Genomic DNA, 26,513 nt, shown 5'->3' with positions numbered 1-26,513 from the left:
GACGGTGCCGACGCCTTCGACCAGGCGCCGGCACGCTTTCTCGGGCGCTACGACCGGGCGGGAGCAGGCTCGCCGGTGTAGAAGTCGATCGGCCCGTCCGGAGACTGCCGTAGGGGCCTGTCGAACTCGCCCGCGCGGTACATCGGCGTGACCTCATAAGACTGGCGGGCTGCTCGCGGCTGTGCCCACGCGACCCCGTTGGCGATGACCCGCTGGACATCCGGGTGATGGTAGACGGGGTACACCTCGTCGCCGGGACTGAAGTAGAACACCCGGCCGTAGCCGCGGTTGTAGGTGACACCGCTGCGGAACACCTCTCCGCCGGAGAAGCTGCTGATGAAGATCAGCTCGTCCGGTTCGGGGATGTCGAAGAACTCGCCGTACATCTCCTGCCCCGGGATGATGATCGGCTGCGGGACACCGTCCGTGATGGGGTGGCGGGGTGCGACCGTCCAGACCAGTTCGCCGTCGCCGTCGTTGCGCCACCGGAGGCTGCAGGTCGTGCCCATGAGGCGTTTGAATATCTTCGAGTGGTGACCGGAGTGGAGGACGATGATCCCCATCCCTTCCAGGACGTTCCGGTGGATGCGTTCGACGACCTCGTCGGCGACCTCCTCGTGTGCCGTGTGGCCCCACCACAGCAGCACGTCGGTCTCGGCGAGCACGTCCTCGGTGAGGCCGTGCTCGGGTTCGTCGAGGACGTGCGTGCTGACCTCGACACCGTCGCCGAGAAGCGCACGGATCCCGTCGGCGATGGTGGAGTGCATCCCGTCCGGGTAGAGGTCGCGGACGCGCTGGTTCACCTGCTCGTGCCGGTTCTCCCCCCAGACGACGACACGGATGGGCGTTGATGCTGTCATGCGATTTGTCCAATCTTCTCGGGGGCGGCGAGTGTCCCCCAGTGTCCGGTTTCGATGCCTGCGCGCGCGCTGCCCCACGAACGCAACCGGTCGGAGATGTCGGCCGCCGTCTCGTCGGTCAGCGCCTGACGGTATGCGTCTTCGAGGAGGTCGTCGATGAGCACGTCGGATCCGCCGCGCGCGCTGCTCTCCACCGCGCCTTCGACCATCGCCAGGCTGAGGATGTTCGCCCGGACCTCGTTCTGCGGGGTCGTCCCCGACCGCACGGCGAATACGAACTCGGCGAGCGACCCCGCGAGCTCCTCCTCGGCGTCGCCGATGACCGGCTCGACCCCGTCCGCGTCGACCACCACGGTCTGCTCGCCGTCCCAGCTCGCCGCACCCCGTTCCGCCTGGACGCGCCAGGCGGCGTTCCAGGATGTTCGGAGTCCCGGGGTGCAGCGGCTGCCGGCGTAGACGAACCGGGCGCCGGATCGGAGCGCGAAATCGGCGGTCGCCGACGCGTCGCCGCGGAACCAGCTCCATGGCGGGTTCCACGCCGAGCAACGCACGCTGACCGGTTCGTCTCCCGTCACGTAGCGCATCGCATCGAAGTGGTGGATGGACATGTCGACGAGCAGCGGGTGCGCCATCTCCTCGCGGAATCCCGGTTCGTGGTCCTCGTGGAAGAACTCCTGCGTGATCGTTCCGATCGGTCCGAGCCGGCCGACGGCGTCGCGGAGTGCGGTGAGGTGGTTGAAGTAGCGCCGGGACTGGCTGACCATCAGCAACCCGCCGGTCACGTCGGCGATCGCCACTTGGCGCAGCGCCTCCGATAGTGTCGGCGCGAGCGGTTTCTCGGAGAGCACAGGGAGGCCGAGCCGGAGTGCCTGTTCGTTGACGACCCGGTGCGCGTTCGGCACCGTCACATTGATGACCGCGGCAGCCGCCGACCGGGTGACGACGTCCGCCAGGTCGGTGCCGACCACAGCCTGCCCGAGGCCGACCTGCGCAGCGGCGGTCGTGGCGAGGTCCAGATCCAGGTCGACGATTCCGACCGGGTCGGCGTGTTCGTTGTGCGTGAGAAGTCTGAGCCATTCGCGGCCCATCGCCCCAGCGCCGACCACGATGACCGGCAGTCGTTCTGACATGTGCATCCTTTCGAAGTCCATCCGCCTCATCCCTTGAGAGCGCCGCCGAGGCTCGACTTCAACAGGTACTTCCGAAGCACCAGGTAAAGGACGGCCGGGGGAACCATGTAGATCAGTGCGCTGGCGGCGAGCACGCCCCAGTCGGTCTGGTTGAACGCGCTGAAGGCGCGGAACAGGCCGATGGAGAGCGGGTACAGGTCGGGCGACTGGAGCAGGACGAGAGGGGTGAGGAAGTCCCCCCAGACCGCCATGAACGTGAGCATCGCCGCGGCCCCGAGGCCGGGGCCCATCAGCGGGAACACCACCCGGCGCATGCCGCCGAGTCGCGAGCAGCCGTCCATCCGCGCGGCCTCCTCGATCTCCTGGGGGACCGCGTCGACGGTTCCTTTCAGGAGCCACAGCGTGATCGGGAGCGACGCGGCCGCCTCCACGAGGATCAGGCCGAGGTAGCTGTCGTCGAGGTGCAGCTGCACGAGCATCAGATAGAGAGCGACGATCGTGGCCGGAGCCGGGATGACCCGGACGAGAAGGATGGCGAACATGAAACTGGTGCGCCCGGGGAATCGGAACCTGGAGAGGGCGTACGCGCCGACCATCCCGCATGCCAGGTTGAGGGCGGTCGCCGCGATCGAGATGATCAGGCTGTTGGCGAGCAACCGTGGCGTGTCCGGCTCGGTGAAGAAGCGCACGAAGTTGCTCAGGCTGAGCGCAGGCAGCTGCACTGTCGGCCCGGCATGGGCGTCGACGGCGCTGAGGACCAGCCAGGCGAACGGGACCAGGCAGAACAGACCGAGCGTCGTGATCAGGACGTACTGCAGCGTCCGCTGAACGACCTGCCACGGCGCCGGCCGGCGATGCGGTTCGCCCCCGCTGCGGCGCGTCCCGGTGTCGTCCTCTTCGGCAAGGGTTTCCAGAGCGATCGTCGCGCTCATCAGACCTCCACTTTCGCGAGCCGGACATAGGTGAGACCGAGGATCAGCAGGATGACCAGCAGCACCACGGAGGCCGCGCTGCCCAGCCCGATCTGGGAGTACTGGAACGCGTGCTGGAAGATGTAGATCGACACCAGCTGGGTCTGCGCGCCCGGTCCACCCTGGGTCAGGAAGTACACCAGCCCGAAGACGCCGACCGTGGTGATGGTGGTCAACAGCAGGTAGAGGAACACCGGCCCGCGGATCAGCGGCAGTGTGACGTTGCGGAACACCTGCCGGGCGGAGGCTCCGTCCATCCGCGCGGCCTCGATGAGCTCGTCGGGGACGTCTTCGAGAGCCGCCTGGAACATGATCATGGCGAAGGCGATGCCACGCCAGACGTTGATCACGATGATGCAGACCATCGGGGCGGCTTGCAGCCAGGCGACCGGTTGAGCCCCGAAGAAGTGGATGAGCCGGTTGAGGGTCCCATCACCGCGCGGCGAGAGGACGGACGCCCAGGTCAGGGAGGCGACGACCTCCGGTACGACCATCGGCAGGAGCACGGCGGCGCCGAACAGTCCTTTGCCGCGCATCCACTTGCGGCTGAGCAGCAGTGCCGCGACCATGCCGAGCACGGTCTGGCCGACGATCGCCGAGAACAGGACGAAGACTCCCGTGCGCCCGAGGGAGGTGAGGAAGTCGCTCGACCCCAGCAGGTAGGTGTAGTTGTCGACACCGACGAACTGCGGGTTGCGAGCGGCGAACCCGGTCAGCTGGGTGTTGGTGAAGCCGAGATAGATGCTGTAGGCCGCCGGCGCGATCACGAAGATCGCGATCAGCAGGACCGACGGCCCCAGCAGCAGAGGCAGCAGGCCTCTGCGCTGGAGCCGGCGGCGCTTCCGTCCGGCCGGAACGGAAATCGAGCTCATTTCGCGACCAGGGAGCTTCCGAGGAGGTTGGCGGCGTCGCTGGCGAACGACTGCGCTGCCTGCTTGCCGTCGGCGTCGCCGGTGAGGATCTTCTCGGTGGCGGTCTGGACCGCCTGCGAGACCTGGTCGACACCGTCGCCTGCCGGGGCGACGACGCTGGTCTTCAGCTTGGCCTCGGCGTCGAGCAGGGAGGGCTGGCTCTTGTAGGGCTCGATGTCGGAGATGCCCGAACGGGGAGCCGCCGCTCCGATGGCGACCAGCTGCTCGGCGAGCGGCTTGCCGGAGGACAGCCACTGCGCGAGTTCGATCGATGCCTCGGTGTTCTTGCTCTTCGCGTTGACGGCGTACACGAACCCGGCGCCTCCGACAGAGTACGGAGCGGTCCCGTCGCCGAGTGCGGGATAGTCCCAGGTGCCGACCTTCTTCTCCACGTCGGGGATCGGCGCGGCGCCCTGAGGGCCCCAGTCGTACTTCCAGCCCCAGGTGCCCTGCGCGGAGACCGGGAGGGTGCCCTTCACGAAGTCGACGTACTTCGTCTGCTGCCACGGGTTCGGGTTCAGCAGGTCCTGCACGGGGAGCAGCTTGTCGGCGACGAGCTTGCTGTACAGATCGAACGTCGCGGTCAGGCCGGAGCTGGTCACGGTCCACTTGCCGGTCTTGGCGTCGTAGAAGGTGCTGCCGGTGCCGGACATCAGCGGGAGGAACCCCTCGGCCCAGGTGCCGCCGCCCCAGGCGGTTCCCGCGGGAAGCACGATGGAGGGCTGACCTGTCTTGGCCGCCACCTGCTTCAGCCTGCTGATCAGATCGGTCCAGGTCTTCGGCTGCGACGTGTCGACGCCCATGCTCTCCAGGACGTCCTTGCGGTAGAAGAGGTTCTGGACATTGGCTTCGTGCGGGATCGAGTAGTAGTGGCCGTCCGGCTGCTTGGAGACCGTCTTCACCGTCGGGTAGAAGCTCTTCCAGCCGTCCCACTTGTTCAACGCGTCGTCGAGCTGGAGCAGGTATCCGGCAGACGCGTAGCCGGAGACGGTGCTCGCGCCGACGTCGATCACGTCCGGCGCCGTCCCGGAGTGGAACTGCTGGGTGATCTTCGTCTTGAACTGGTCGTCCGTGAGGATGTCCGACCGCAGGTCGACCGTGATCTTCTTGCCCTGGGCGGCCATGTCCTTCTCGAACTGCGGGATGAGCTTCTTGACCGCGTCGGCTCGAGCCTGCTGGTACTCGACGATCGTGATCGTCGTCGGCCCGCTCGAGTCTTGGCTGCTGGAGCAGGCCGTGAACGTGCCGATGGTGAGGGCGGCGAGTGTCGCTGCCGCGAATACACGATTGCGCTTCATTGCGTTTCACCTCTCTGCGCTTCGCCGGAAGTCGGGTTAGGACTCTTTTGTCCATTGCTTTTATCAAAGCGCGGGAGCAACGCTAAGCCAGGTCTGCATGTTCTGTCAAAGTCTTTGCGATCAGCGAGCCGCCTATACGGGGATCCGCGTGATTCAGGGGTCAAACTCATCGGATGTTTTTATCCACCTGATAGAATTAAATCGGAGCGAACGAAGCCCCTAAACTCACCACCGGAGGACATCGATGCGACGCGGCAGCAACCAGATCCGGCTGGCGGACTTCAACCAGGCCGTCATCCTCGACCTGGTACGCCGCACGCCGGGTGCCAGCCGCGCCGACCTGCAGAGGTCCTCCGGACTGAGCTCGCAGACCGTGTCGAACATCAGCCGCCGACTCCTCGACGAGAACCTGATCCTCGAAGGCGAACCGGGCAACACCGAGCGCGGCCGGCCCAGCATCCCGCTGGTCGTCAACGAGAACGGGGCCTACTCGGTAGGCGTCCACATCGACCCGGCGCTCCTCACCGTGGTGCTGCTGGACCTCAGCGGCGACGTCCGGCACAAGACCCATCTCCGGACGCCGCAGGCCACCGATCCCGGACGCGTCACCGCGGTCATCGCCGACGCCGTCGACGCGGTGATCGCTGAAGCCGGCATCGAGCGCGATCGCGTTCTCGGGCTGGGCATCGCCGCCCCCGGGCCGCTCGACGTCATCTCGGGCGTCATCGTGGATCCGCCGCAGCTGCCGAGCTGGCGCAACGTCCAGCTGCGCCGCGACCTCCACGACGCGACCGGGCTCCCCGTGCTCCTCGAAAAGGACGTCACCGCCTCTGCGACCGCAGAGCTCCGCTCCTCGACCAAGGAGACCAACGACTTCGTCTTCCTCCACCTGGGATTCGGCGTGGGCGCGTCCGTCGTCATCGACAATCAGGTGCTGCGCGGAGTGAGCAACAACTTCGGCGAAGTCGGCGAGATGATCGTCGACCCCAGCGCCGAATGGCTGCAGTGGAGCGGGCGGCGCGGCAGCCTCGCCGCAGCATGCGTGCCGGAGGCGCTCGTCGTCCAGGCGGCGGATGCCGGGCTGGTGCCCCTGCCGGATCTCAGGGACTACGTCGCGATCGACAACGCCTGCACCCGCCTGTGCGAGCTCGCCGACTCCGGCCACGCCGGCGCCGCTCGGATCCTCGAACGGTCGGCCGAGAGGGTCGCCGTCGGGCTGGGTGTCCTCGTCAACCTCCTCGACGTGCCGAACGTCGTGCTGGGCGGACCGCTTTGGGACCGGCTCAGCAGCCTCTTCCTTCCGCTGCTTCCCGCGCTCGTCAAGAAAGAACTCATCGTCTCTCGGGAGCTCTCGGTCACCGGCTCCGCCATCGGCGAGCACATCGCAGCCCAAGGAGCTGCGGCGCTGGTCATGGAGCACTTCCTCGCTCCGCACGCCACCGCACTGATGGTCTACTGACGGTTCGCGTGCCGCACCGCGGCGCCGCGACCGCGTTTCACTCCGCCGGCGCGACCCGGTGGTTCTGGATGTGCTCGTACACCACAGAGGTCCGCACGTCGGCGACCTCCCGCCGCTGGGTGAGCCGGTCGATGACGAACCCGTAGAGGGAGTCGTTGTCGTGGACCGCCACGTGGATGATGAAGTCCTCGTTGCCGGTCGTGACGAACAGTCCGATCGTCTCCGGCAGGGAGCTCACCCAGTCGCGGAAGCCTTCGATGACGGCGCGGGACGGCGGGCGGATCCGCACCGCGATGAGCGCTTGGACCGGCCGGCCGATCCGGCTGAGCTCGACGTCGAGCACGGCGCGCTTGATGATCCCGCGCTCGCGCAGGGCTCGCGTTCGCTCGAGCGCCGTGCTCGGTGAGACGCCCACGGCGGCGGCGATGTCGCGGTTGGTGCGGCGCGCGTCCGTTTGGAGTTCGCGGAGGATCGCCTTATCAAGTTCGTCCACGACCGCCATCGTAGTCGCGCTGCCGAACGATGTTCGGATTCCGTGCGCAATCACCGCGGCTTGTGTAGCTTCGAGCCGACATCACCGATTGTTTGCGAGGTATCAATGGCTACTACCGTAGGTTTCACGGACGAGGAGATCGACACGGCCGCCCCGACCCGGGCCGCCCGACTGAAGTGGGTGCTGGTCGTGAACGGCGCCCTGCCCGTCGGGCTGGCCGCCAACGCGGCGGCCTGCACTGCCGCCGCGACCGCGCCGCACATCGCCGGGCTCCTGGGCGAGGACGCGGTCGACGCGTCGGGCGCCGCGCATCCGGGTCTCCCTTGGGCGGGGTGCAGCGTGTTGCAGGCCTCGGCTGCGGAATTGTCGGCGATCCGTGGCCGTGCCGCCGCGGCCGCCGATTCCGTGTACCTCGCCGACATGCCGGCCGCCGCGCAGCTGACTCGCGTCTACGACGAGTACCGCCAGACCATGGCGACGACCCCGGCGGAGGACGTGGAGTACTACGCGGTCAGCATCGTCGGACCGCGCAACCGGGTGGACAAGATCGTCGGCCGGCTCCCCCTGCTCTGAACGCCGGCATCGAGCGCCCGCGTCAGTGCGCAGCCTTCGGCTGGACGTCGAAGCCGAGCCGGGGCAGGATCTTCGCCGCCCCCGACTTGCCGCCCTCGAACTCGTCCGGCTGGAGGCGGGTCCCCGTCGCGATCTCGTACGCGCGGCCCAGGATCGCCTTCGGCGGGTAGGTGCGGCCGTTCCAGATCAGGTCGTAGGTGAGCGTCGGCGCGAAGCCGTGCTCGGCGAAGAACCCGTCCGCTCCGAGGTCGTCGTATTCGCCGAGCGCCGTGACGACGTGGTCGGCGGTGATGGGAGCCCAGTCGATCGGATGTGTCATTTCTTCCCCTTCGTTGAGTGACGATTCACACGTCCTCGGACTGCACGGCCTCGAGGGTGTGTGCGCGAGCCGTGTTGATGGCCGCCGAGAGCGATTCGATGTCGTACGGGCCTTCGTGGCGTTGCCCGTTGATGAAGTACGTCGGGGTTCCGGCGGCGCCGCTCTGGTCCGCCGAGCGGATGTCCGCCGAGACCCGGTCCGCGTACGCCCGGGATCGCAGGTCGTCCATGAAGCGGTCGGGATCGATGCCGATCTGGACTGCATAGGACTCCAGGTCCACCAGCGAGAGCTTGTCCTGGTGCCCCATCAGCATGTCGTGCATCTGCCAGAACGCGCCCTGCGCGCCCGCGGCTTCGGTCGCCTCCGCAGCCCGCAGCGCGTTGGGGTGCACGTCCGAGAGGGGCAGGTGCCGCCACACGAAGGCCAGGTCGGGGTGACGTTCGAGGAGCGCTTCGGCTGTCGGCGCCGCGCGGCCGCAGTAGCCGCACTCGAAGTCGCCGTACTCGACGAGGGTCACCGCCGGGTGGATGGTGCCGCGGATGTGGTCGACGTCCGAGTCGACGGGGGTGAGCAGGTCCTGTGACCGATCCGGGGATCCCACCAGGGCGCGGGTCCGCTTGACCGACGGGATGAACCGGACGCTCTTGAACACCGCCCAGGTGAGCAGCGCCGAGCCGACGACGGAGAGGAAGATGCCGATCTTGGCCTCTGCGAGCGCCGAGCCGTTCAGGGCGATGCTGGCCACCAGCAGCGAGACCGTGAAGCCCACTCCCGCGGCGGTGCCGCTTCCGATCACGGACAGCCAGCCGACCTGCGGCCGGATCCGGCCTCCGGAGATCTTGTAGAGTACCCAGGCCGTGCCGGCGAGCGAGATGGGCTTGCCCACGATGTAGCCCAGCACGATCCCGATCGTGACCGCACTGCCCGCGGCGCGTGCGAGGAGCTCCGGAGTGATGACGACGCCGGCGTTCGCCAGCGCGAAGATCGGGACGACGACGTACGACGTCCACGGGCTCAGCCGGAACAGGATCCGCTCGTTCTCCGACAGGGAATCGGTCAGCCCGGTCGTGGCGGAGTGCGCGAGCTGCGGCGTCGGCATCTCGCGGAACTGGCGGACGAGGCCGGTGGCCCGTTCGAGGTCGGTCCGCAACGGTACGTAGGCCGTCGTGGCCAGGCCGATCGCGAGGCCGGAGACGACCGGGTCGATGCCGCTGAGCAGCAGGCAGAACCACATCGCGATCCCGAGGATCACGGCCACCTGGCGGCCGATGGTCCTGCTGAACCGGCGGGCGATGATGATCCCGACGAACGCCACGACCGCCAATGTGGCGGGGAGGGGCGCGATCGGGCCGCTGTACAGCGCTCCGATGATGACGAGCGCCGCCAGGTCGTCCACGACGAACACCGTCAGCAGGAACGTGCGGACCCGTTTCGGGGCGTTCTTCGCCAGCAGTGTCAGCACACCGAGCGCCAGCGCCGTGTCGGTGGACATGGCCACGCCCCAGGCGCGCGCCGTGGGCAAGCCGTGGTTGACCGCGAGGTAAATGGCGACCGGCACAGCCATGCCCAGCAGCCCGGCGGTCAACGGGAGGATGAGCCGGCGTCGTTCGCGGAGGTCGCCGAGGTCGAACTCCCGGCGGGCCTCCAGGCCGACAGCGAGGAAGAACAGGGTCATCAGTCCGCTGTTCACCCAGGTGCGGAGGTCGTACTCGATCGCGAACGGCCCCAGCCGGACGCCGAGCGGAGTCGTCCAGAACGCCTCGTACCCGCCGAGGTTCGCCCAGCCGACCGCGACGACGACGGCGGCGACGAGCAGCAACGACGCGAGGGCGCCGGCGCGCCAGACACCCTGGAAGCTCCGCTTCGGCTGGACGAGAACGGTGCGCGGCGCCGTGCTGTCGCGGCGGCGGGGATTCACCGGGCGTCGCGTGCCCGGCCGGGCGCGACGCGTGCCGGGTCGTGCGGGATGAGTCGAGGTCACGTGTCCGCCTTTGCCCTTACGTGGATGCCTCGACGGTATCGGACGCATGCTAACCTGTCAACGAGTTTATACAGGTTAGGGGAAGCACGGTGCGGGAAGACGAGGACGTCCTGCTCGATCTGCTGAACACGACACCCGTGTCGGGCACGGTGGAGGTCGACGAGCTCGCCGACGACGAGGTGGCGTCGGCATGGCTGGCCGAGCGTGGATCGCACACGATGCCGAGCGCGGCCCGAGCGGTGCGTGCGGCGATCCAGGACGTGGTCCGGGGCGTCAGCGCCCCCTCCGCTCTCGAGCCGTTCCTGAACGATGTCCGTTCGGTGCCGGTCGTCGACGGCGGCGGCGTGCGCTGGGAGACGGCCATCCCGCCGGAGGCCGCGTTCGCCTCCCGGATGGTGTTGACCTGGGGCGACCTCCAGTCCCGGCGACCGGGGCGGCTGCGCCCGTGCGCGAATCCCGAGTGCCGCCGGTTCCTGATCGACCGGTCCAGGGCGAACACGGCGCAGTGGTGCTCGATGGCGCTGTGCGGCAATCGGATGAAGGCCCGGCGCCACTACGAGCGGTCGCGCGGATCGTCGGCGGAGGGACTCGCGCTCTAGACGAGCTGCCGCTGCTGCCTGCGGAACCGCGCGGGCGTCTCGCCGACCGCGGTGCGGAACGCGCGCGTGAAAGCGGACTCGGACTGGTAACCCACGCGTGCCGCGATGGTGGAGACGGTCGAATCGGAGCCGACCAGCAGGTCCGCCGCCGTCATCAGCCTGGCCTGGATCAGGAACGCGCCGAAGGTCATCCCCGTCGCGGCGTGGAAGCGGCGGATGAAGGTGGCGCGCGACATCGCCAGCTGTCGGCTCAGGGCGACGATCGACCAGTCGTCGCCGGGCTGCGCCAGGACCCGCCGGATGACGTCCCCGAGCTGGTCGTCGGGGCTGGCCGTCCACAGCCGCGTGCGTCCGTCGGCGCCGCCCGACGTGCGCAGCACCAGGGCGATCAGCACCGTGCAGAACGCCGACATGATCGCGGCGGAGCCCTCCGTGTCGTGCTCGGCCTCCGTCCGCATCAGCTCCGCGAGCCGCGTCAGGGTGGCGCGGCCGTCCTCCGAGTCGAACACCGAGGCGAGCGTCGGCGTGGGCAGCGAACCGAACAGGATCGCGCCGGCGCCGGCGCCGACGTTGTAGTGGCCGCAGAACAGGTCCATCACCGGGGCGCCGCCCTCGGCACTCGCCGTGAACGCGAGCGAGGTGCCCTGGCGCTCGACCGTGCCGCGGAACGACCGGGTCCCCGCGGTTAGGATCCGATGGACCTCTCCGGACGGGATGACCACCACATCGCCGGCCTTCATCGGGTAGAGCTCCCCGCCGACCTCGAGGGTGCACTCCCCCTCCAGGAGCACGTGGAACGGGATGTCGCGCACCCCCTCGGGTTCGACCTCCATCCGGGTCGAGCCGGCGAGCCGGCAGCGCTTGTCGAGGGTCGCCTCCAGCCGCGCCATGCGCAGAAGCCGACTGATTCCGTCCATGATGAGACTCTAGAGCACTTTTCTGAGCCTGTGGCACTAATCCGTATCGCTGGATGCGGGGACACTGGGAGCTATGAACACCACAACAGCTCTCACAGCGGACGTCCTCGTCATCGGATTCGGCAAGGGCGGCAAGACCACGGCGCACGCTCTCGCCGACGCGGGCAAGCGCGTCATCCTCGTCGAGCAGTCCGAGGAGATGTACGGCGGCACCTGCCCCAACGTCGGCTGCGTGCCGACCAAGATGCTGGTGCACTACTCCACCTCCAAGCGGCTGGAGGACGAGGCCCAGGAGTTCTTCGCGAACTCCATCGAGGGCGTCCGCGCGCTCACCGCGTCGTTCCGCGCCGGCAACTTCGAGGCCCTCGACGGCAAGGACACCGCCACGGTCATCACCGGCGCCGCCCGCTTCGTCGACGCGCACACCGTCGCCATCGGGAAGGGCGACGACGAGATCACCGTCACCGCTCCGACCATCCTGGTCAACACGGGCTCCGAGCCGATCGTGCCGGCGATCGAGGGGTTGGCCTCCAGTCCGCACGCGGTCAGCAGCACCGAGCTGACGAAGGCGGACGCGCTGCCGTCGCACCTCGTCATCATCGGCGGCGGCTACCTCGGGCTCGAGTTCGCCTCCATCTACCGGCACTTCGGGTCGGAGGTCACCATCCTGGAGGCCGCGGAACGTCTGCTGCCGAAGGAGGACGACGACGTCGCCGAGGTCGCGACCGGGATCCTCGCCGGGGACGGCATCACGCTGGTCACCGGAGCCGTCGTCACCGGCGTCACCGACACGGCCGACGCGGCGACCATCCACTACACGAAGGACGGCGAGTCGCACTCGGTGACCGCCGACGGCTTCCTCGCGGCCACCGGCCGCCGCCCGGCCACGGAGCGGCTGAACCTCGCCGCGGCGGGCGTGGCGACCACCGATCGCGGCGCGATCATCGTCGACGAGCACCTGCGCACCAGCCAGCCGCACATCTTCGCCCTCGGCGACGTCAACGGCGGCCCGCAGTTCACCTACGTGTCCCTTGACGACGCCCGCATCGTGATCGACCAGCTGCTCGGCGAGGGGACCCGGTCGACCGCCGACCGCGTCGCCGTGCCGCGCACCCTGTTCATCACGCCTCCGCTGGCGACCGTCGGGCTGACGGAGAAGGAGGCGCGCGCCGAGGGCCGGAACATCAAGGTCGCCCGCGAAATGGTGGCCGACATCGTCGCCATGCCCCGCGCCTACACGGTCGAGGAGACCCGCGGCGTGATGAAGTTCATCCTCGATGCCGACACCGACCAGCTCCTCGGCGCCGCCATCCTCAGCATCGACGCGCAGGAGATCATCAACCTCGTGGCGCTCGCGATGCGCCAGAAGGTCACCGCGGCGGAGCTGAAGTCCGCGATCTACACCCACCCCAGCAGCACGGAGGCGCTCAACGAGGTGCTGGGCGTGATCGTCGCCTGAACGGCGACTAGTATCCGCGGCGCGCGTCATAGACGTTCCGGAGCGGCCGGCCGGCCAGGTACCGGCGGAGGTTGTCGCAGAAGAGCTCGACGATCTGCCTGTTCTGGTCGGCCGCCATCGCGGCGGAGTGCGGAGAGATCAGCACGTTCGGCAGTGTCCACAGGGGCGAATCGCCCGGCAGGGGTTCGTGCCAGGTGACGTCGAGCGCCGCGCCGCCCAGGTGCCCGGTCTCCAGCGCGGCGATCAGCGCGGGCTCGTCGACCACCCGGCCGCGAGCGATGTTCACGATGACGCACCCGGGCTTCAGGGCCGCGATGACCTCCGCGTCGATCACGCGCTCGGTGCTCGGCGTGAGCGGGAGGGCGAGCACCAGGGCGTCCAGCCCCGGGGCGAGCCCGGCGAGCTGCGCGACGGTGACACTCCCCGGCCGTCCGGGGTCGGCGCTCCCCTTGGAACGGACGACCGGTACGGCGTCCACGCCCAGGAATCGGAGCTTCTCGATCGTCCGGGAGCCGACCGCTCCCGTTCCGACCACCCCGACGCGCAGCCCGGACAAGGTCCGGCTCACGTGCCGGGTCCAGTCGCGTTCGCGCTGCTTCTGCAGCAGGCCGGGGATGTCCTTCACGAAATAGAGGAGAGCCACCAGCACGAACTCCGAGAGCGGTTCGGCGTGCACGCCCGCCGCCGTGGTCACGGCGACCCGGTCCAGGTCCAGGTCGAACTGCGGCATCGCCTGACCGAGCCCGGAGCTCGCCGCCTGGATCCACCTCAGGTTCGGCATGTTCTGCGCCGCCAGGTGCGGCTCCCTGCGATCGAAGTCGAAGGCGATCTCCGCGCGCGCGAGCATGCTGTGCCACCGCGCGTCCTGCTCCCGGGTCAGCGGGTGGAACACGCCGGCGTGGTCGGCGGCGTATTGCGGCACGGCGAGCAGGTCGGGGTCGAACATCACGTCGAGCCGGTCGTCCACCGCGCGGATGACGTCGACGAGCTCGGTGTGGAGGGGCGACGCGATCACGAGTGGGACCGGGCGCCGCCCCACGGCCGTGGTCACACTCCGGACCCGTCGGTGCCGAGTTCGGCCAGGGTCGCGGCTGCGATCGCGGCATCCTGATCGGGCGTGCCGCCGGCGATGCCGAGACCGCCGGTGTGCACGCCGTCGAACACCAGCGGGACGCCGCCCTTGATGCCGGTGAGCAGGCCGCCGGTGCCGTGCTCCAGCAGCGTGACGGACTCCGGCGGCATCGCTGCGCTGGCCTTCCGTGTGGAGGACGCGGTGATCGCCTTGCGCCGGCTCGTCTCCACACTGTGCGGAGGTGCCCCGTCGGCCCGGCCGGCGGCGACCAGGACGAGGCTGGGATCCATCACCGTCACCACGGCCTTGACACCGGCGGCCTCCGCCAGTCGGAGGCCGATCGCCACGGCACGCGCGGCGGTCTCGTAGCTCACGGTGGGAACTGAGTAGAAGGTGCTCATCGGGCGCTCCAGTCGTCGGCGTGCCGGACGCCGGTGTCGAATATGTCAGCGCAGCCGAGCGTAGCACGTCATTGGAAGATAGTTTCCGACCTGTGGAATTACTCGCTCGGATGCCCGCAATGTATGGAACATCTTTTTCCATATGATTGTCATCGGAGGTCTTCCATGGCGGAGAGTGGCGGGGTTCAATCGGTCGAGCGTGCCTTCGGCCTGCTCGAGATCCTGGGCGAGCGCGGCGGAGAAGCCGGGATCAGCGAGCTCGCCGACGCCTCGGGGCTCGCGCTCCCCACCATCCACCGGCTGATCCGCACCCTCCTGCGACTCGGTTACGTCCGCCAGCTGCCGTCCCGCCGGTACGCGTTCGGCCCCGGACTGGTCCGGCTCGGCGAGCAGGCCAACGCCCTCATGGCGACCTGGGCGCGGCCCTCTCTCGAGCGGCTGGAGAGGTCCGTGCGCGAGACCGCGAACCTCGCCGTCCTCGACGGGGACATGGTCACCTATGTCGCCCAGGTGCCTTCCCGGCACCAGATGCGGATGTTCACCGAGGTCGGGCGCCGCGTGTATCCGCACTCGACGGGCGTCGGCAAGGCCCTGCTCGCCCAGCTGCCCGACGACCAGGTCATCGAGATCGTCCGGCGCACCGGGCTGCCGCGCTACACGGCGAACACGATCGTGGACGAGGCCGCTCTGCTGGCCGACCTGGCGGCGATCCGCGCGCGCGGCTACTCCATCGACGAGGGCGAGCAGGAGGTCGGGGTGCGCTGCTTCGCCATTGCGGTCCCCGGCCCCGCCTCGATGACCGCGGTGTCCGTCTCGGGTCCTGACAGCCGGATCACGCTCGAATCCGCGGACTGGATCGTGCCCGCCCTGAACGAGACCGCACAGTCGCTGCGAGACGCGTTCGGCGCAGGCGGGGACGCCGGCTAACTCCTCCACTCCCAACGCACCGGGCGCCGACATCGGCGGCTGTCCGGCAGTCGACTGCGCGCTCGCATTCGACGGAAAATGAAAAGCATTTTCCAATCTACGGATAATCGGGGTAGTGTCGAACGCGTGGCTCAAGCGAGCCCTGCTGACGAGGAGGTCGGAACGTCGATGGAAAATCTCCGGAACACGCCCGTGGGAAGTGAGCTCTTCCTCTCGATCGCGCTCCGCATCCCCGGCGAATCCGCCACCGAACAGCCACTCCCCTGGGCGATCGAACAGCTGCGACGGGCCGTCGACGACCGCGGTGGCGCGCTCGTCACCGACGCGACGACAGCGCGCGTGATCATCACGCTGGAGCCCACCCCCGGAGCGGCCTTCGCCGACGACGAGGCGTTCCGCTTCCGGCGCACGGACGACTCCATCACCGTGCAGGGCGCATCGCGGGGACTGGCCTACGGCATCACTGAACTGGCCGACCGGATCCGGTACGCGACCGACCCAGTGGCCGAACTGCTCCACCTCGCCGACGCGGATTCCACCCCGGCGACACCGGTGCGCTCCGTCCTCCGGGCCTTCTCCAGCGACGCGTTCGACCTCGACTGGTACAGGGATCGCGACTTCTGGACGAACTACCTGGATCACCTGGCCGCCAACCGGATCAACCGCATGCAGCTCGCGCTCGGGATGCCGTACAACTACTCCCACGACCCGGGCGTCTACGACAACTACTTCGGGTTCGCCTATCCGTTCCTGATCGACCTGCCCGGCTGGCAGGTCCGCGCCGTCGGAGTGGACGCGGACGAGCGCGCGCGCAACCTGGCCGCTCTGCGCTTCGCCAGCGACGCGGCAGCGGAGCGGGGCATCGAGTTCTTCCTGGGCCTGTGGAGTCACGCGGTGCAGCCCGAGCTCGAGGCGAACCAGAACCTGCGGTACCCGATCCGGGGACTCGCCGAGAGCGACACCGCGGAGTACTCGGCCCAAGCGCTGTCTGCGATCCTCGCGGAGTGCCCGAGCATCGGCGGCGTCACCTTCCGGGTGCACTACGAGGGCGGCGTGCACGAGGCCGGGCGCGTGGACTTCTGGACGACGATCTTCGCCGGCCTGGCCTCCTGCGACCGCCCGGTCACGCTCGACATGCACGCCAAGGGCGTCGACGCCGAACTGCTGGACGCGGCGCACGCCGCCGTCGACCGGGTCAGCCTCTCCCCGAAGTACTGGGCAGAGCACCAGGGACTCCCCTATCACCAGGCCCGGGTCCGGGATCTCGAGCGAGCGCGCCCGGCGGACACCGACGGCCTCGCCGGGGTGACGCGGAACACCCGGCGCTTCACCCGCTACGGATACGGCGACTTCCTTCCGAGCTCCCGGAAGACCGACCTGATCTTCCGCATGTGGCCGGGAACCCAGCGGCTCCTGCTCTGGGCGGACCCGGAGTTGTTCGCCGGCTACGGCCGCGAGGGCACCATCGGCGGCGCCCAGGGGGTCGAGCTCTGCGAACCGCTGACCTTCCGCGGCCGCAAGAACTCCGGCCACGGGCCCCGCGATCTGTACGTCGACGACGAGCTCCACCAGTCGCCCGCGGATGACTGGCGCAAGTACGCCTACACCTACCGGCTCTGGGGGCGGCTGCTCTACAACCCGGACGCCGACCCGGAGGAGTGGCGTCGCTACCTGCGCGCCACCGTGGGCGAGGCGGCCGAGCCCGCGCTGTCCGCCGCCGGGCGCATCCTCCCGCTGACGACCGTCGCGGTGGGGATCAGCGCCTCCTGCAACTACTACTGGCCGGAGGTGCCCGTCAACCTCCCCCTGCTGACGTCGATCGAGCATCCGTACGCGTTCGACACTCCGGAGCCCCACGACTGGGCGGGTGCGAGTCCGTTCGACCCCGAACTCTTCGACACCACCCGGCAGTTCGTCGACGGGATGATCGACGGAGCTCCCTCCGGCCGCATCACCCCGCTCTGGGTCGCGGACACGATCGAGCGACTGGGCGAGACGGCCCTCGCCGAGGCGGCCGCGATCCGGCCGGACGGCGCAGACGGTCCGCAGCGCCGGCGCATCGCCGTCGATGTCGCGATCCTCGCCGAGTTGGGCCGGATGCAGGCGCGGCGGCTGCGCGGTGGCGTGCAGTTCGAGCTGTTCCAGCGCACCGGCGACGCCGGCCGGCTCGCGGCGGCCCTCCAGCACCTCGAGGCGTCGCGCGCAGCGCTCGCCGCCGTCGTGCGACAGGCCGACGGCGTCTACTTCCGTGACCTCGGATTCGGCGACCGGCCGACCGAGCGCGGGCACTGGCGGGACCGGCTGGAACAGCTCGACGTGGAGCTCGCCGAACTGCGAGCCCTGCGGACCGACGAGACCGGAACGCCGGCAGCCGACCCGACGACGGTCGATGCCCGGATCAGCGGGATCTCGCTCTCTGAGACCCGGCACGACGAGTCCGGGGACTTCCAGCTCCACGTCCACGGGCTGCCGGACGGCGGCGACGTCGTCTTCCACGTGCGCCCGCTCAACCAGGGCGCCGAATGGGAGACCGCCCGTGCGACCAGCTCACAAGGCGTGGTCAGCCTGGTCGTCCCGGCAGAGACGTCCGCGACCTACCCGCTGCAGTGGTACGCCACGCTGCAACTGCCCGGCCGGCCGCCCGTGAACCATCCCGAGCTCGGGGATGACCTCAGTGGCAGACCGTATCGGGTCGTCGCCGCTGCGTGATGCAGATCGCAGCACCAACACCTCACCACAAAGAGAATGGAATGAAGATGTTCCGCAGCAAGATAGCGATGCGCGCTCTCGCCGCCGTCGCAGCAAGTGCCGTGGTCGCCCTCACCGTTGCCGGCTGCTCCGGCGGCTCGCAGGCGAAATCCTCCGCTTCGGCGACGGGTTCGAGTTCGGTGAGCGGCGCCCTCACCGTCTCCTACCTGTCTGGGAACCCGTTCACCGATGACACCCTCAAGAAGTTCACGGCGGCGCACCCCGGCGTGACGATCCGCGACGTCCAGTCGGTGTCGAACACCTATCAGGCCCAGATCCGCGCGCAGCTGAACGCCGGCCAGGGCCCGGACGTCATCTACATCTGGACGGGCTCGGGCAACGCGATGGCGGCCCAGATCCTCGGCGGAGCCGGCAAGCTCGCCGACCTGAGCAAGGAGCCGTGGGCGAAGACCATGGACCCGGCCGCCAAGACCCTGACCAGCCTGAACGGCAAGCTCTACGGCCTGACCACCGTCCAGAACCCCTACGGCTACTTCTATAGCACGGCCAAGATGAAGGAGCTCGGCATCACCCCGCCGACGACGTTCTCCGGACTCATCGACACCTGCAAGGACGTGCGCAAGAAGGGCTCGGTGCTGATCGCGCTGGGCGCCCAGACCGGATATCTGGCCTACGGCATCCCGGCGCAGCTCGCGAACTCGATCGCCTACACCAAGGACCCGAACTACCTCACCAAGCTCGGCAAGGGCCAGGAGACGTGGACCGACTCCACCGTCTGGAACAGCTCGCTGAAGAAGGCGCTGACCGAGTACCAGCAGATGATCAAGGCCGGTTGCTTCCAGGACAACGTCACCGGGTACTCCGAAGACGCGGTCAAGCAGATGGTCGCGAGCGGCAAGGCCGTCGGCACGTACCTCATCAGCGCCGGGCTCCCCGCACTCCGGACCCTGGCTCCGAAGATGAAGCTCGACTTCGCCACCCTGCCCGCCACCGAGAAGGCCTCCGACCTGGTGCTGACCGCCAACCCCGGCAGCGCGTGGGGCGTCTCCGCGACGTCGAAGAACAAGGCTGCGGCCGTGGCCCTGGTCGATTACATGGGAACACCTCAGCATGAGGCGCTGGACGCGCAGGCGAACTTCGGCTTCCCGTACAGCGTGGACAAGAATCTGAAGGTGCCGGCCGAACTCGACGGCGCCGGCAAGCTGTACAAGCAGGGCAAGGTCCTGATGTTCCCGACCGCCCTCTGGCCCAACCCCGAGGTCAAGCAGACCATCATCGCGGAATGCCAGAACCTGTTGAACGGCAAGGAGACCGTCGACGGTGTCCTGACCGCCGTCCAGGCATCCTTCGGCGGCAAGTGATCTGACCGCGCCGGGACGGCCCCGTTCCGCACCCGCCGAACGGGGCCGTCCTGTCGAGAGAAGGAACTCTCCATGACCACCATCACCCAGGCACCGCCCACGCCCCCGACCGAGCGCATCGCGACGCGCACCGCACGGCGGAAGGGCTTCGGGATCTCACCGTGGTTCGCCTTCCCCGCGCTCGCCTTCTTCACGGCGATCGTGGCGATCCCGACCATCCTCGGCGTCTACTACGCCTTCACCAACTGGGACGGCATCAGCGCCGCCCCCTCCTTCATCGGCTTCGACAACTTCGTCGCCCTGTTCAAGAACCCCGAGACCATCCAGGCCCTCGGCAACACGCTGCTGATGGCCGTGGTCATCACCATCGTCCAGAACGCCATCGGGCTCGCCCTCGCGGCCGGCGTGAACAGCCGGATCAAGTCGAGGAACGTGCTGCGGACCTTCCTGTTCGCCCCCGTGGTGATGACTCCGATCATCGTGGGCTATCTGTGGCAGTTCCTCTTCATCCCGAACGGCCCCATCGCGAGCCTCGCCAAGCTCGTCGGCATTCCCAACCTCAACATGCTCGGCGACCCCGCGACAGCGATCTGGGGCGTCATCATCGTGGTGATCTGGCAGCACGCCGGCTACTCGATGGTGATCTTCCTCGCGGGCATGCAGGGCATCCCCGAGGAGATCACGGAGGCCGCGGCGCTCGACGGCGCGGGAGCCTGGAAGCGGTTCGCGCACATCACCTGGCCGCTGTTGCGCACCCCGCTCGTGATCAACATCACGCTGTCGCTGATCATGTCGTTCAAGCTCTTCGACCAGGTCATGGCGACCACGCAGGGCGGTCCCGGCTACTCGACCCAGACCCTGTCGACGCTGCTGTACTTCGAGGCGTTCCAGTTCAACCAGTTCAGCTCCGGCATCGCACTCGGTGTCGTCGTGTTCCTCCTCACCGCTGTCATCTCGTTCACGCAGATGCGCCTCTTCCGCGATCGGAACGCCACATGAACCGCTACACCTGGAGGACGCTCGTCCTCGAAATCGTGATGATCGCCGTCACGGCGGCGTTCGCCTTCCCGCTGTGGATGCTGATCTCCGTCGGCTTCCGCACCGCCCCCGAGGTCGCGCAGAACCCGATGGGATTCCCGACCTCGTTCAACCTCGACAACTTCATCGGCGCATGGACCCAGGGCGAGCTGGGCTCCGCCTTCATCACGAGCGTCACCATCACGGTGACCTCGGTCGTCGTCCTGGTCATCTGCGGCGCCACCGGCAGTTACTACTTCGCGCGCTCGCGCGGGGCCGCAGGGATGCGGTTGTACGCGATCATCGCCGCCGGCCTGATGGTCCCGTTCCAGATCGGGCTGCTGCCGCTCTACCGGATCATGGCGAGCATCGGGCTCACCGGCAACCCGCTCGCCATCATCCTGATCAGCGCCGGCGTCCACCTCCCGCTCACCGTCATCCTCTACACCGGCTTCATCAAGCAGATCCCGGCGGAGTACGAGGAGGCCGCCCGCGTGGACGGCGCAACCTCGTTCCAGATCTTCTGGCGCGTGCTCATCCCGCTCCTGCTGCCGGTCACCGCCACGGTCGTGATCCTCAACGGCATCGGAGTGTGGAACGAGTTCTTCACCCCGCTGCTCTACCTTGGCGGCACGGACACCGTCACCATCCCGGTGCGCATCTACGGCTTCGTCGGGGAGTACGGGGCCGACTGGGGGAAGGTCTTCGCCGGGCTGGTGATGGCGAGCCTGCCGGTGCTGCTCCTCTTCTTCCTCTTCCAGCGCTACATGATCAAGAGCTTCGGCAGCGGCCTGAAAGGCTGACCGCGGCCTCCCGAAACCGGAAACACTAGGAGTAGGCAATGACACGAATCGACCGCATCGAGACGTTCCTCCGCGACCAGGTCCTGCTGGTGCGGGTGTCCACCGACGACGGGCACGAGGGCTGGGGGCAGACGGCGCCCTACGAGGCGGCACTGACGGAACAGGTGCTGCACACGATGGTGGCCCCGCTGTTCCTCGGGCAGGAGCCCTGGGACGTCGAAGCGCTGGTGAACCGCACCCTGCGCACCCACTACAAGTTCCTCGGCGGCTTCCTGCACCGCGCTGTCGGCGGCCTGGACACGGCCCTCTGGGACCTGCTCGGCAAGGCCGCGGGGCAGCCGGTGTACCGGCTCCTCGGCGGAGCCGCCCGCACGAGCGTCCCGATGTACGTGTCGAGCATGATCCGCACCACGACCCCGGAGGAGGAGGCGGAGCGGATCGCGGAGCAGATCGCCGACAAGGGCTTCCGTGCCGTCAAGACACGCGTCGGCCTCGAGATGGGCGCCGACGTCGACAAGTGGCCGGGACGCACCGAGGCCATCATCCCCGTGATGCGGGATGTGCTGGGCGACGACGTGGAACTCAGCGCGGACGCCAACGGCGGGTTCTCGGCCGCCCGCGCGGTCCGGGTGGGCCGGATCCTGGAGGACTACGGCTACTTCCACTTCGAGGAGCCGCTGCCCTACACCGACATCGAGGGCACGGCGAGCGTGGCCGCCGTTCTCGACATCCCCGTGTCGGGCGGCGAGCAGGACTACTCCCTCTCGCAGTTCCGCCGGATGCTCGCGATGCGGGCCGTGGACATCGTCCAGCCCGACGTGGGCTACATCGGCGGGGTCTCCCGAGCGCGCAAGGTCGCCATCATGGCGGAGGCCGCGGGGATTCCCTGCACGCCGCACTGCGCGAACCACTCGATGCTCCAGCTGTTCAGCCTGCACCTGGCCATCGCCATGCCCGCGTGCAGCCAGTACCAGGAGTGGAGCGCGGAGAAGCCGTCGTGGTCGCAGGGGATCTACTCCCCGATGCTCGAGGTCGTCGACGGCGAGGTGGCGCTCCCGACGCGGCCGGGCTGGGGCGTCGACATCGAACCCGAGTTCCTGAAAGCCGCGACTGTCACAGCGAGCGCGTGACTTTCGCTCCACGTTCGTAAGATGGAACGGTGATCGCAGCGCATTCGCCTGCACTCACTCGTGGCCGCCTCCGGTTCGGAGGACACCGGCCCGGTCAGCAGTCGTGATCAAGTTGGGATGATTATCGTGGCAGACTCCTCGTTCGACGTCGTCAGCAAGGTCGACAAGATGGAGGCGGACAACGCCGTCAACCAGGCGCGCAAGGAGGTCGAGCAGCGCTACGACTTCAAGAACGTCGGCGCCTCGGTCGAGTGGAGCGGCGAGAAGGTGCTGCTCAAGGCCAACACCGAGGAGCGCGTGAAGGCGGTGCTCGAGGTCCTCGAGTCCAAGTTCATCAAGCGCGGCATCACCCTCAAGTCGCTCGACACCGGCAAGCCGTACCCGTCGGGCAAGGAGTTCCGCATCGAGGTCGGCCTCAAGGACGGCATCGAGCAGGACGCCGCCAAGAAGATCAACAAGCTGATCCGCGACGAGGCGCCCAAGAGCGTCAAGTCGCAGATCCAGGGCGACGAGCTGCGCGTCAGCTCAAAAAGCCGGGACGACCTCCAGGCGACAATGGCCCTCTTGAAGGGAGCCGACCTGGATGTGGCCCTGCAGTTCGTGAACTTCCGCTGAGCGCGCCGCGCAGCCAGCGGACGACCTGCCCGTAGGCCGCGGCGCGCGCGGGCTCCCGCGACAGGAACACGTCGTGGAGCGCCCCGTCGATGCGGGCGACGGTCACGGTGGGCGCGAGCCGGAGCGCCCGCACGGCGATGTCCTGCACGAGCAGCACCACGTCCGAGCTCAGCATGTCCTCCGTCCAGTACGGCAGCAGCGTCGACCGTGCCGACAGCAGCGTGAGCACGGGCGCGTCGATAGCGAGGCCCGCCGCCACGCGGGTGTGGCCGGCCAGGATGGCGGTGAGCCAGGCGGGGTGGACGGCGAAGCCGCGCACCGGGCGCCAGGCCAGGTCGTAGTCCCACTCGCCGTCCAGCGTCCGCGACACCGAGCGGGTGTAGAAGCCGAGGTCGACGTTCGGCATGGCGGCCTTCGGCTCGATCCGGGACTGGAGGTCGACCAGCGGGGCGAGCATCGCCCGGCCGGCCGAGTGCGCCTGGAACTCCAGCCACGGGCTGTTGAGGACGAGTGCGGACGCCCGGCCGGGATGCCGGTCCGCCCAGAGGCTCAGCGTGAGCCCTCCCGTCGAGTGCCCGAGCAGGATCAGCCGGCGGTGGGAGCGCTCGCCCTCCGCGTGGCCCATCGCGGTCAGTGCGGCCTCGATGTCGGCGTCGTAGCTGTCGAGCGAGTCGACGAATCCGGGTGTCTGGCCCGGCCGGAGGCTGCGGCCGTACTTGCGCAGGTCCAGCGCGAAGAACCGGGCGCCCTGGTCGTGCCAGAACCGCGCGAGCCCGGTCTGGAAGAAGTAGTCCGACCAGCCGTGCACGTACAGCACGTCGGTCTCGTCGGCGGGGCGGCCCGGCCGGAGGTCGGCGAGGTGCGGCCACGGCTCGTAGCGCACGAGCGTCGCGACGACCTCGCCCTCGGCGTCGTGGCCGAGCGGGAGCGTCGCCTGCTGGAACCCGGCGCCGAGGATGTCCGGGCGCCAGTCGTGAGGGCCGACCATGCCCTCAGCGTGCCAGATCGGACGGCCGGTCGGCGAGCACCTGCGTTCTACTCCGCCGGCGCGGCCTCCACCGCGGCGCCGTTCGACGCCCGCAGCATGTCCTCGCGCGGCACGACCTTGATCCGGGCGCGCCCGCGCGCGGCGCCGAGCGCCTGCTCGTGGGTGTCGAGGTTGTGCCAGCCGTTCAGGTTCGTGTACTCCACACCCCGGTCGCGCAGCAACTTCTCCACAGATTCCTCGGAGGGGTCAACGGGAGACCACCAGTTGCCCTGATCGTTGATCACATGCTTGATCGTCTCCATCGCATCCGACTTGGTGTGACCGATGAGGCCCACCGGGCCCCGCTTGATCCACCCCGTCGCGTACACGCCGTACATCCGCTCGTTGTCGCTGTTGCGCAGCACCTGGCCCTCGTGGTTCGGGATCACGCCGTGCTTCTTGTCGAACGGGATCCCCGGCAGCGGCGAGCCGAAATAACCGACAGCGCGGTAGAGCGCCTGGATCTCCAGCTCGCGGATCTCCCCCGTGCCGCGCACGCCGCCGGCGCCGTCGGACTCGGTGCGCTCGTAGCGGATCGCGCGCACGTTCCCGTCCTCGTCGCCGAGCACGCCGAGCGGCTTCGCGTAGAAGTGCAGGTGCAGCCGCCGGGAGGCCGCGCCCACCTCGCGCTGACGCCACTGCTGCAGGACGCGGTCGATGACCATCACCTGCTTGTTGCTCGCGATCGCGTCCTTGGAGTGCTCGTCGTACTCGAAGTCCTCGTCGTACAGGATCATGTCGACGTCACGCAGCTCGCCGAGCTCTCGCAGCTCCAGCGGCGTGAACTTCACCTGCGCCGGGCCGCGCCGTCCGAAGACGTGCACGTCGGTCACGGGCGAGCTCTTGAGGATCTCGTAGACGTTGTCCGGGATCTCCGTCGGCAGCAGGTCGTCGGCGTGCTTCGCCAGGATGCGCGAGACGTCGAGCGCCACGTTGCCGTTGCCGATCACGGCGACGGACTTCGCCTCCAGCGGCCAGGTGCGCGGCACGTCGGGGTGGCCGTCGAACCAGCTCACGAAGTCGGCCGCGCCGTACGAGCCGCCGAGCTCGATGCCCGGGATGTCGAGGTCGGAGTCGTGCACGGCCCCGGTGGCGAAGATCACGGCGTTGTAGTGCCGCTTGAGGTCGTCGAGCGTGATGTCCACGCCGTAGGTCACATTGCCGAAGATGCGGATGTCGCCGCGGTCGAGCACCTCGCGGAGGGCCGTGATGATGCCCTTGATGCGCGGGTGGTCGGGGGCGACGCCGTAGCGCACGAGCCCGTACGGCGCGGGGAGGGCCTCGAAGAGGTCGATGGACACGTCGAAGCCCCGCTCCGCCTTGAGCAGGATGTCAGCGGCGTAGATCCCGGCCGGGCCGGCGCCGACGATCGCCAGTCGCAGTTTCGTCATGCGTTGATTCCTTCGTGCTCAGCTCGAACGTTCGACGATCGTGTCGGCGAACCGCACGAGCGCCTTCTTCACGGGGCCGTCTGGCAGCGGCGCGAGTGCCTCGACCGCCTCCCGCGCCCAGCGGTGCGCCTCTTCCAGCGTGTCCGTCGTGACCTCGTGCTCGCGCAGGGCGGCGATGGCCGCCGTGGCCGCGGGGGTGATCTCGCCCTCCTCGGCGGTGCCCATGACGTCGCGCTCGAGCCGTTCGAGCAGAGCGCGCGCCCCGGGGTCGGTGGCGGCGCGTTCCCGCAGCTTCAGTACGGGGAGCGTGGCGACGCCTGCCCGGAGGTCGTTGCCCGGGGTCTTGCCGGTCTCGGCGACGCCGACGGACGAGAGGTCGATGACGTCGTCGATCAGCTGGAACGCGACGCCGATCTTCTCGCCGAAGGTCACGACGGGCTGCTCGTACGCCCTGTCGGCGTTCGAGAACGCCACGCCCATCTGGGCGGCCACGCTGATGAGGGACCCGGTCTTGTCCTGGAGCACACGGATGTAGTGCGCGATCGGGTCCTCGCCGTCCTGCGGTCCGATGGTCTCGTGGAGCTGCCCGAGGCACAGCCGCTCGAAGGTGTCGGCCTGCAGCTGGATGGCGCGCTCGCCCAGAGCGGAGACGAGCTTGCTGGCCCGGGCGAACAGGAGGTCGCCGGTCAGCACGGCAACGGAGTTGCCCCAGACGAACTGCGCCGTCGGCACTCCGCGGCGCATCTGCGAGTCGTCCATCACGTCGTCGTGGTAGAGCGAGGCGAGATGGGTGATCTCGACCGCCTGCGCGGCCTGCAGCACGCGCGGGGTGTTGCCGTCGCCGAGCTGCGCGGTGAGGAGCGTGAGCATCGGCCGCACGCGCTTTCCGCCCGCCTCCAGGAGGTACCGAGTGGTGACGTCGGCGAGGTTGTCGGCGAACCGCATCTCGCGGTGCAACGCCTCTTCGACCTGCGCGAGACCGTCGTCGACGGCGTTCGCGACCTGACGGTCCTCGCCGCGGACGAAGATCCGCTCGGTCAGGCCGAGCTGGCTGCTGAGCGACGCGGGTCGCCGCACAACCGGAACGCTA

Annotated in this window: 25 protein-coding genes; 11 read left to right on the top strand and 14 right to left on the bottom strand. The window is 68.7% G+C overall.

All coding sequences use genetic code 11. The annotated features are described in order from the left end of the window. Window positions 1-47: 47 nt before the first annotated feature. Genes AC3A3H_RS13150 through AC3A3H_RS13130 form a run of 5 tightly spaced genes read right to left on the bottom strand, consistent with a single transcriptional unit; the run spans window position 48 to window position 5,170 of the window. Complete coding sequence (locus tag AC3A3H_RS13150) at window positions 48-860, bottom strand: ThuA domain-containing protein (protein WP_487614996.1); 813 nt, start codon at window positions 858-860, stop codon at window positions 48-50. Further along, a complete protein-coding gene (locus AC3A3H_RS13145; protein WP_487614995.1) occupies window positions 857-1,990 on the bottom strand; it encodes a Gfo/Idh/MocA family protein in 1,134 nt (377 codons plus the stop codon). Before AC3A3H_RS13145 ends, AC3A3H_RS13150 begins: the two co-directional genes overlap by 4 nt. Before the next feature lie 26 nt (window positions 1,991-2,016). Then, window positions 2,017-2,922 carry a carbohydrate ABC transporter permease gene (locus tag AC3A3H_RS13140; RefSeq protein WP_487614994.1) on the bottom strand — a complete coding sequence of 302 codons (906 nt, stop codon included), beginning with the start codon at window positions 2,920-2,922 and terminating at the stop codon, window positions 2,017-2,019. Beyond that, window positions 2,922-3,833: a carbohydrate ABC transporter permease gene (locus AC3A3H_RS13135; RefSeq protein ID WP_487614993.1), complete on the bottom strand. Its 912-nt coding sequence runs from the start codon at window positions 3,831-3,833 to the stop codon at window positions 2,922-2,924. Before AC3A3H_RS13135 ends, AC3A3H_RS13140 begins: the two co-directional genes overlap by 1 nt. Beyond that, on the bottom strand, window positions 3,830-5,170 hold the full coding sequence (locus AC3A3H_RS13130) for an ABC transporter substrate-binding protein (RefSeq protein ID WP_487614992.1): 1,341 nt from the start codon (window positions 5,168-5,170) through the stop codon (window positions 3,830-3,832). Before AC3A3H_RS13130 ends, AC3A3H_RS13135 begins: the two co-directional genes overlap by 4 nt. 244 nt (window positions 5,171-5,414) lie before the next feature. Between AC3A3H_RS13130 and AC3A3H_RS13125 the strand changes: the two genes are divergently transcribed. Next, the gene (locus AC3A3H_RS13125) at window positions 5,415-6,629 is read left to right on the top strand and encodes an ROK family transcriptional regulator (protein ID WP_487614991.1); all 1,215 of its coding nucleotides are present in this window, start codon (window positions 5,415-5,417) and stop codon (window positions 6,627-6,629) included. 37 nt (window positions 6,630-6,666) lie between these two features. On the opposite strand, the gene AC3A3H_RS13120 is transcribed toward AC3A3H_RS13125, so the two are convergent. Continuing rightward, window positions 6,667-7,131 (bottom strand): Lrp/AsnC family transcriptional regulator, encoded by a 465-nt coding sequence (locus tag AC3A3H_RS13120; protein WP_487615073.1) that lies wholly within the window; start codon window positions 7,129-7,131, stop codon window positions 6,667-6,669. A 96-nt stretch (window positions 7,132-7,227) separates the two neighbouring features. Here AC3A3H_RS13120 and AC3A3H_RS13115 point away from each other — a divergent pair, with 96 nt between their 5' ends. After that, window positions 7,228-7,695 carry a DUF2000 domain-containing protein gene (locus tag AC3A3H_RS13115; protein WP_487614990.1) on the top strand — a complete coding sequence of 156 codons (468 nt, stop codon included), beginning with the start codon at window positions 7,228-7,230 and terminating at the stop codon, window positions 7,693-7,695. A 22-nt stretch (window positions 7,696-7,717) separates the two neighbouring features. On the opposite strand, the gene AC3A3H_RS13110 is transcribed toward AC3A3H_RS13115, so the two are convergent. Then, entirely contained in the window at window positions 7,718-8,014 is a 297-nt protein-coding gene (locus AC3A3H_RS13110; protein ID WP_487614989.1) for a ScoMcrA-related endonuclease, read from the bottom strand. A 25-nt stretch (window positions 8,015-8,039) separates the two neighbouring features. Then, window positions 8,040-9,995 (bottom strand): Na+/H+ antiporter NhaA, encoded by a 1,956-nt coding sequence (locus tag AC3A3H_RS13105; RefSeq protein ID WP_487614988.1) that lies wholly within the window; start codon window positions 9,993-9,995, stop codon window positions 8,040-8,042. Between the two features lie 89 nt (window positions 9,996-10,084). Between AC3A3H_RS13105 and AC3A3H_RS13100 the strand changes: the two genes are divergently transcribed. Then, entirely contained in the window at window positions 10,085-10,594 is a 510-nt protein-coding gene (locus tag AC3A3H_RS13100) for a CGNR zinc finger domain-containing protein (RefSeq protein ID WP_487614987.1), read from the top strand. Here the strand turns inward: AC3A3H_RS13100 and AC3A3H_RS13095 are convergent. Further along, window positions 10,591-11,511: a cupin domain-containing protein gene (locus AC3A3H_RS13095; RefSeq protein ID WP_487614986.1), complete on the bottom strand. Its 921-nt coding sequence runs from the start codon at window positions 11,509-11,511 to the stop codon at window positions 10,591-10,593. The genes AC3A3H_RS13100 and AC3A3H_RS13095 overlap by 4 nt on opposite strands. 73 nt (window positions 11,512-11,584) lie before the next feature. On the opposite strand from AC3A3H_RS13095, the gene AC3A3H_RS13090 reads away from it, so the two are divergent. After that, a complete protein-coding gene (locus tag AC3A3H_RS13090) occupies window positions 11,585-12,970 on the top strand; it encodes an FAD-dependent oxidoreductase (RefSeq protein WP_487614985.1) in 1,386 nt (461 codons plus the stop codon). A gap of 7 nt (window positions 12,971-12,977) precedes the next feature. Here AC3A3H_RS13090 and AC3A3H_RS13085 read toward each other — a convergent pair whose 3' ends face one another. Together AC3A3H_RS13085 and AC3A3H_RS13080 are read right to left on the bottom strand one after the other, a co-directional pair. Next, entirely contained in the window at window positions 12,978-14,021 is a 1,044-nt protein-coding gene (locus AC3A3H_RS13085; protein ID WP_487614984.1) for a D-2-hydroxyacid dehydrogenase, read from the bottom strand. Next, entirely contained in the window at window positions 14,018-14,443 is a 426-nt protein-coding gene (locus tag AC3A3H_RS13080; protein ID WP_487614983.1) for a GlcG/HbpS family heme-binding protein, read from the bottom strand. The genes AC3A3H_RS13085 and AC3A3H_RS13080 overlap by 4 nt, the downstream gene beginning before the upstream one ends. A gap of 165 nt (window positions 14,444-14,608) precedes the next feature. Between AC3A3H_RS13080 and AC3A3H_RS13075 the strand changes: the two genes are divergently transcribed. The 7 genes from AC3A3H_RS13075 to AC3A3H_RS13045 all read left to right on the top strand — a co-directional run bounded on the left by AC3A3H_RS13075 (window position 14,609) and on the right by AC3A3H_RS13045 (window position 23,005). Then, the gene (locus AC3A3H_RS13075) at window positions 14,609-15,370 is read left to right on the top strand and encodes an IclR family transcriptional regulator (protein WP_487614982.1); all 762 of its coding nucleotides are present in this window, start codon (window positions 14,609-14,611) and stop codon (window positions 15,368-15,370) included. Window positions 15,371-15,538: 168 nt separating this feature from the next. Continuing rightward, window positions 15,539-18,079, top strand: a complete 2,541-nt coding sequence (locus tag AC3A3H_RS13070; RefSeq protein WP_487614981.1) for a hypothetical protein — start codon at window positions 15,539-15,541, stop codon at window positions 18,077-18,079. A 41-nt stretch (window positions 18,080-18,120) separates the two neighbouring features. Then, the gene (locus AC3A3H_RS13065; protein WP_487614980.1) at window positions 18,121-19,440 is read left to right on the top strand and encodes an ABC transporter substrate-binding protein; all 1,320 of its coding nucleotides are present in this window, start codon (window positions 18,121-18,123) and stop codon (window positions 19,438-19,440) included. A 72-nt stretch (window positions 19,441-19,512) separates the two neighbouring features. Beyond that, on the top strand, window positions 19,513-20,439 hold the full coding sequence (locus AC3A3H_RS13060; protein WP_487614979.1) for a carbohydrate ABC transporter permease: 927 nt from the start codon (window positions 19,513-19,515) through the stop codon (window positions 20,437-20,439). Further along, window positions 20,436-21,260, top strand: a complete 825-nt coding sequence (locus AC3A3H_RS13055; RefSeq protein WP_487614978.1) for a carbohydrate ABC transporter permease — start codon at window positions 20,436-20,438, stop codon at window positions 21,258-21,260. The genes AC3A3H_RS13060 and AC3A3H_RS13055 overlap by 4 nt, the downstream gene beginning before the upstream one ends. A gap of 38 nt (window positions 21,261-21,298) precedes the next feature. Further along, window positions 21,299-22,390: a mandelate racemase/muconate lactonizing enzyme family protein gene (locus AC3A3H_RS13050; RefSeq protein ID WP_487614977.1), complete on the top strand. Its 1,092-nt coding sequence runs from the start codon at window positions 21,299-21,301 to the stop codon at window positions 22,388-22,390. Between the two features lie 117 nt (window positions 22,391-22,507). Continuing rightward, window positions 22,508-23,005: a YajQ family cyclic di-GMP-binding protein gene (locus AC3A3H_RS13045; protein WP_487614976.1), complete on the top strand. Its 498-nt coding sequence runs from the start codon at window positions 22,508-22,510 to the stop codon at window positions 23,003-23,005. Here AC3A3H_RS13045 and AC3A3H_RS13040 read toward each other — a convergent pair. From AC3A3H_RS13040 to AC3A3H_RS13030, 3 genes are read right to left on the bottom strand one after another with little or no spacing between them, the layout of a single operon-like run. Continuing rightward, complete coding sequence (locus tag AC3A3H_RS13040) at window positions 22,911-23,993, bottom strand: alpha/beta hydrolase (RefSeq protein WP_487614975.1); 1,083 nt, start codon at window positions 23,991-23,993, stop codon at window positions 22,911-22,913. The genes AC3A3H_RS13045 and AC3A3H_RS13040 overlap by 95 nt on opposite strands. Window positions 23,994-24,040: 47 nt before the next feature. Continuing rightward, window positions 24,041-25,423: an FAD-dependent oxidoreductase gene (locus AC3A3H_RS13035; protein WP_487614974.1), complete on the bottom strand. Its 1,383-nt coding sequence runs from the start codon at window positions 25,421-25,423 to the stop codon at window positions 24,041-24,043. An 18-nt stretch (window positions 25,424-25,441) separates the two neighbouring features. Further along, window positions 25,442-26,500: a polyprenyl synthetase family protein gene (locus AC3A3H_RS13030; protein ID WP_487614973.1), complete on the bottom strand. Its 1,059-nt coding sequence runs from the start codon at window positions 26,498-26,500 to the stop codon at window positions 25,442-25,444. Window positions 26,501-26,513: the final 13 nt, after the last annotated feature.

It is taken from the genome of Leifsonia sp. Soil_N53 (genome assembly GCF_057655165.1).
Note: the sequence above shows the minus strand (reverse complement) of the source record. Positions and strands in the feature narration are given on the sequence as shown.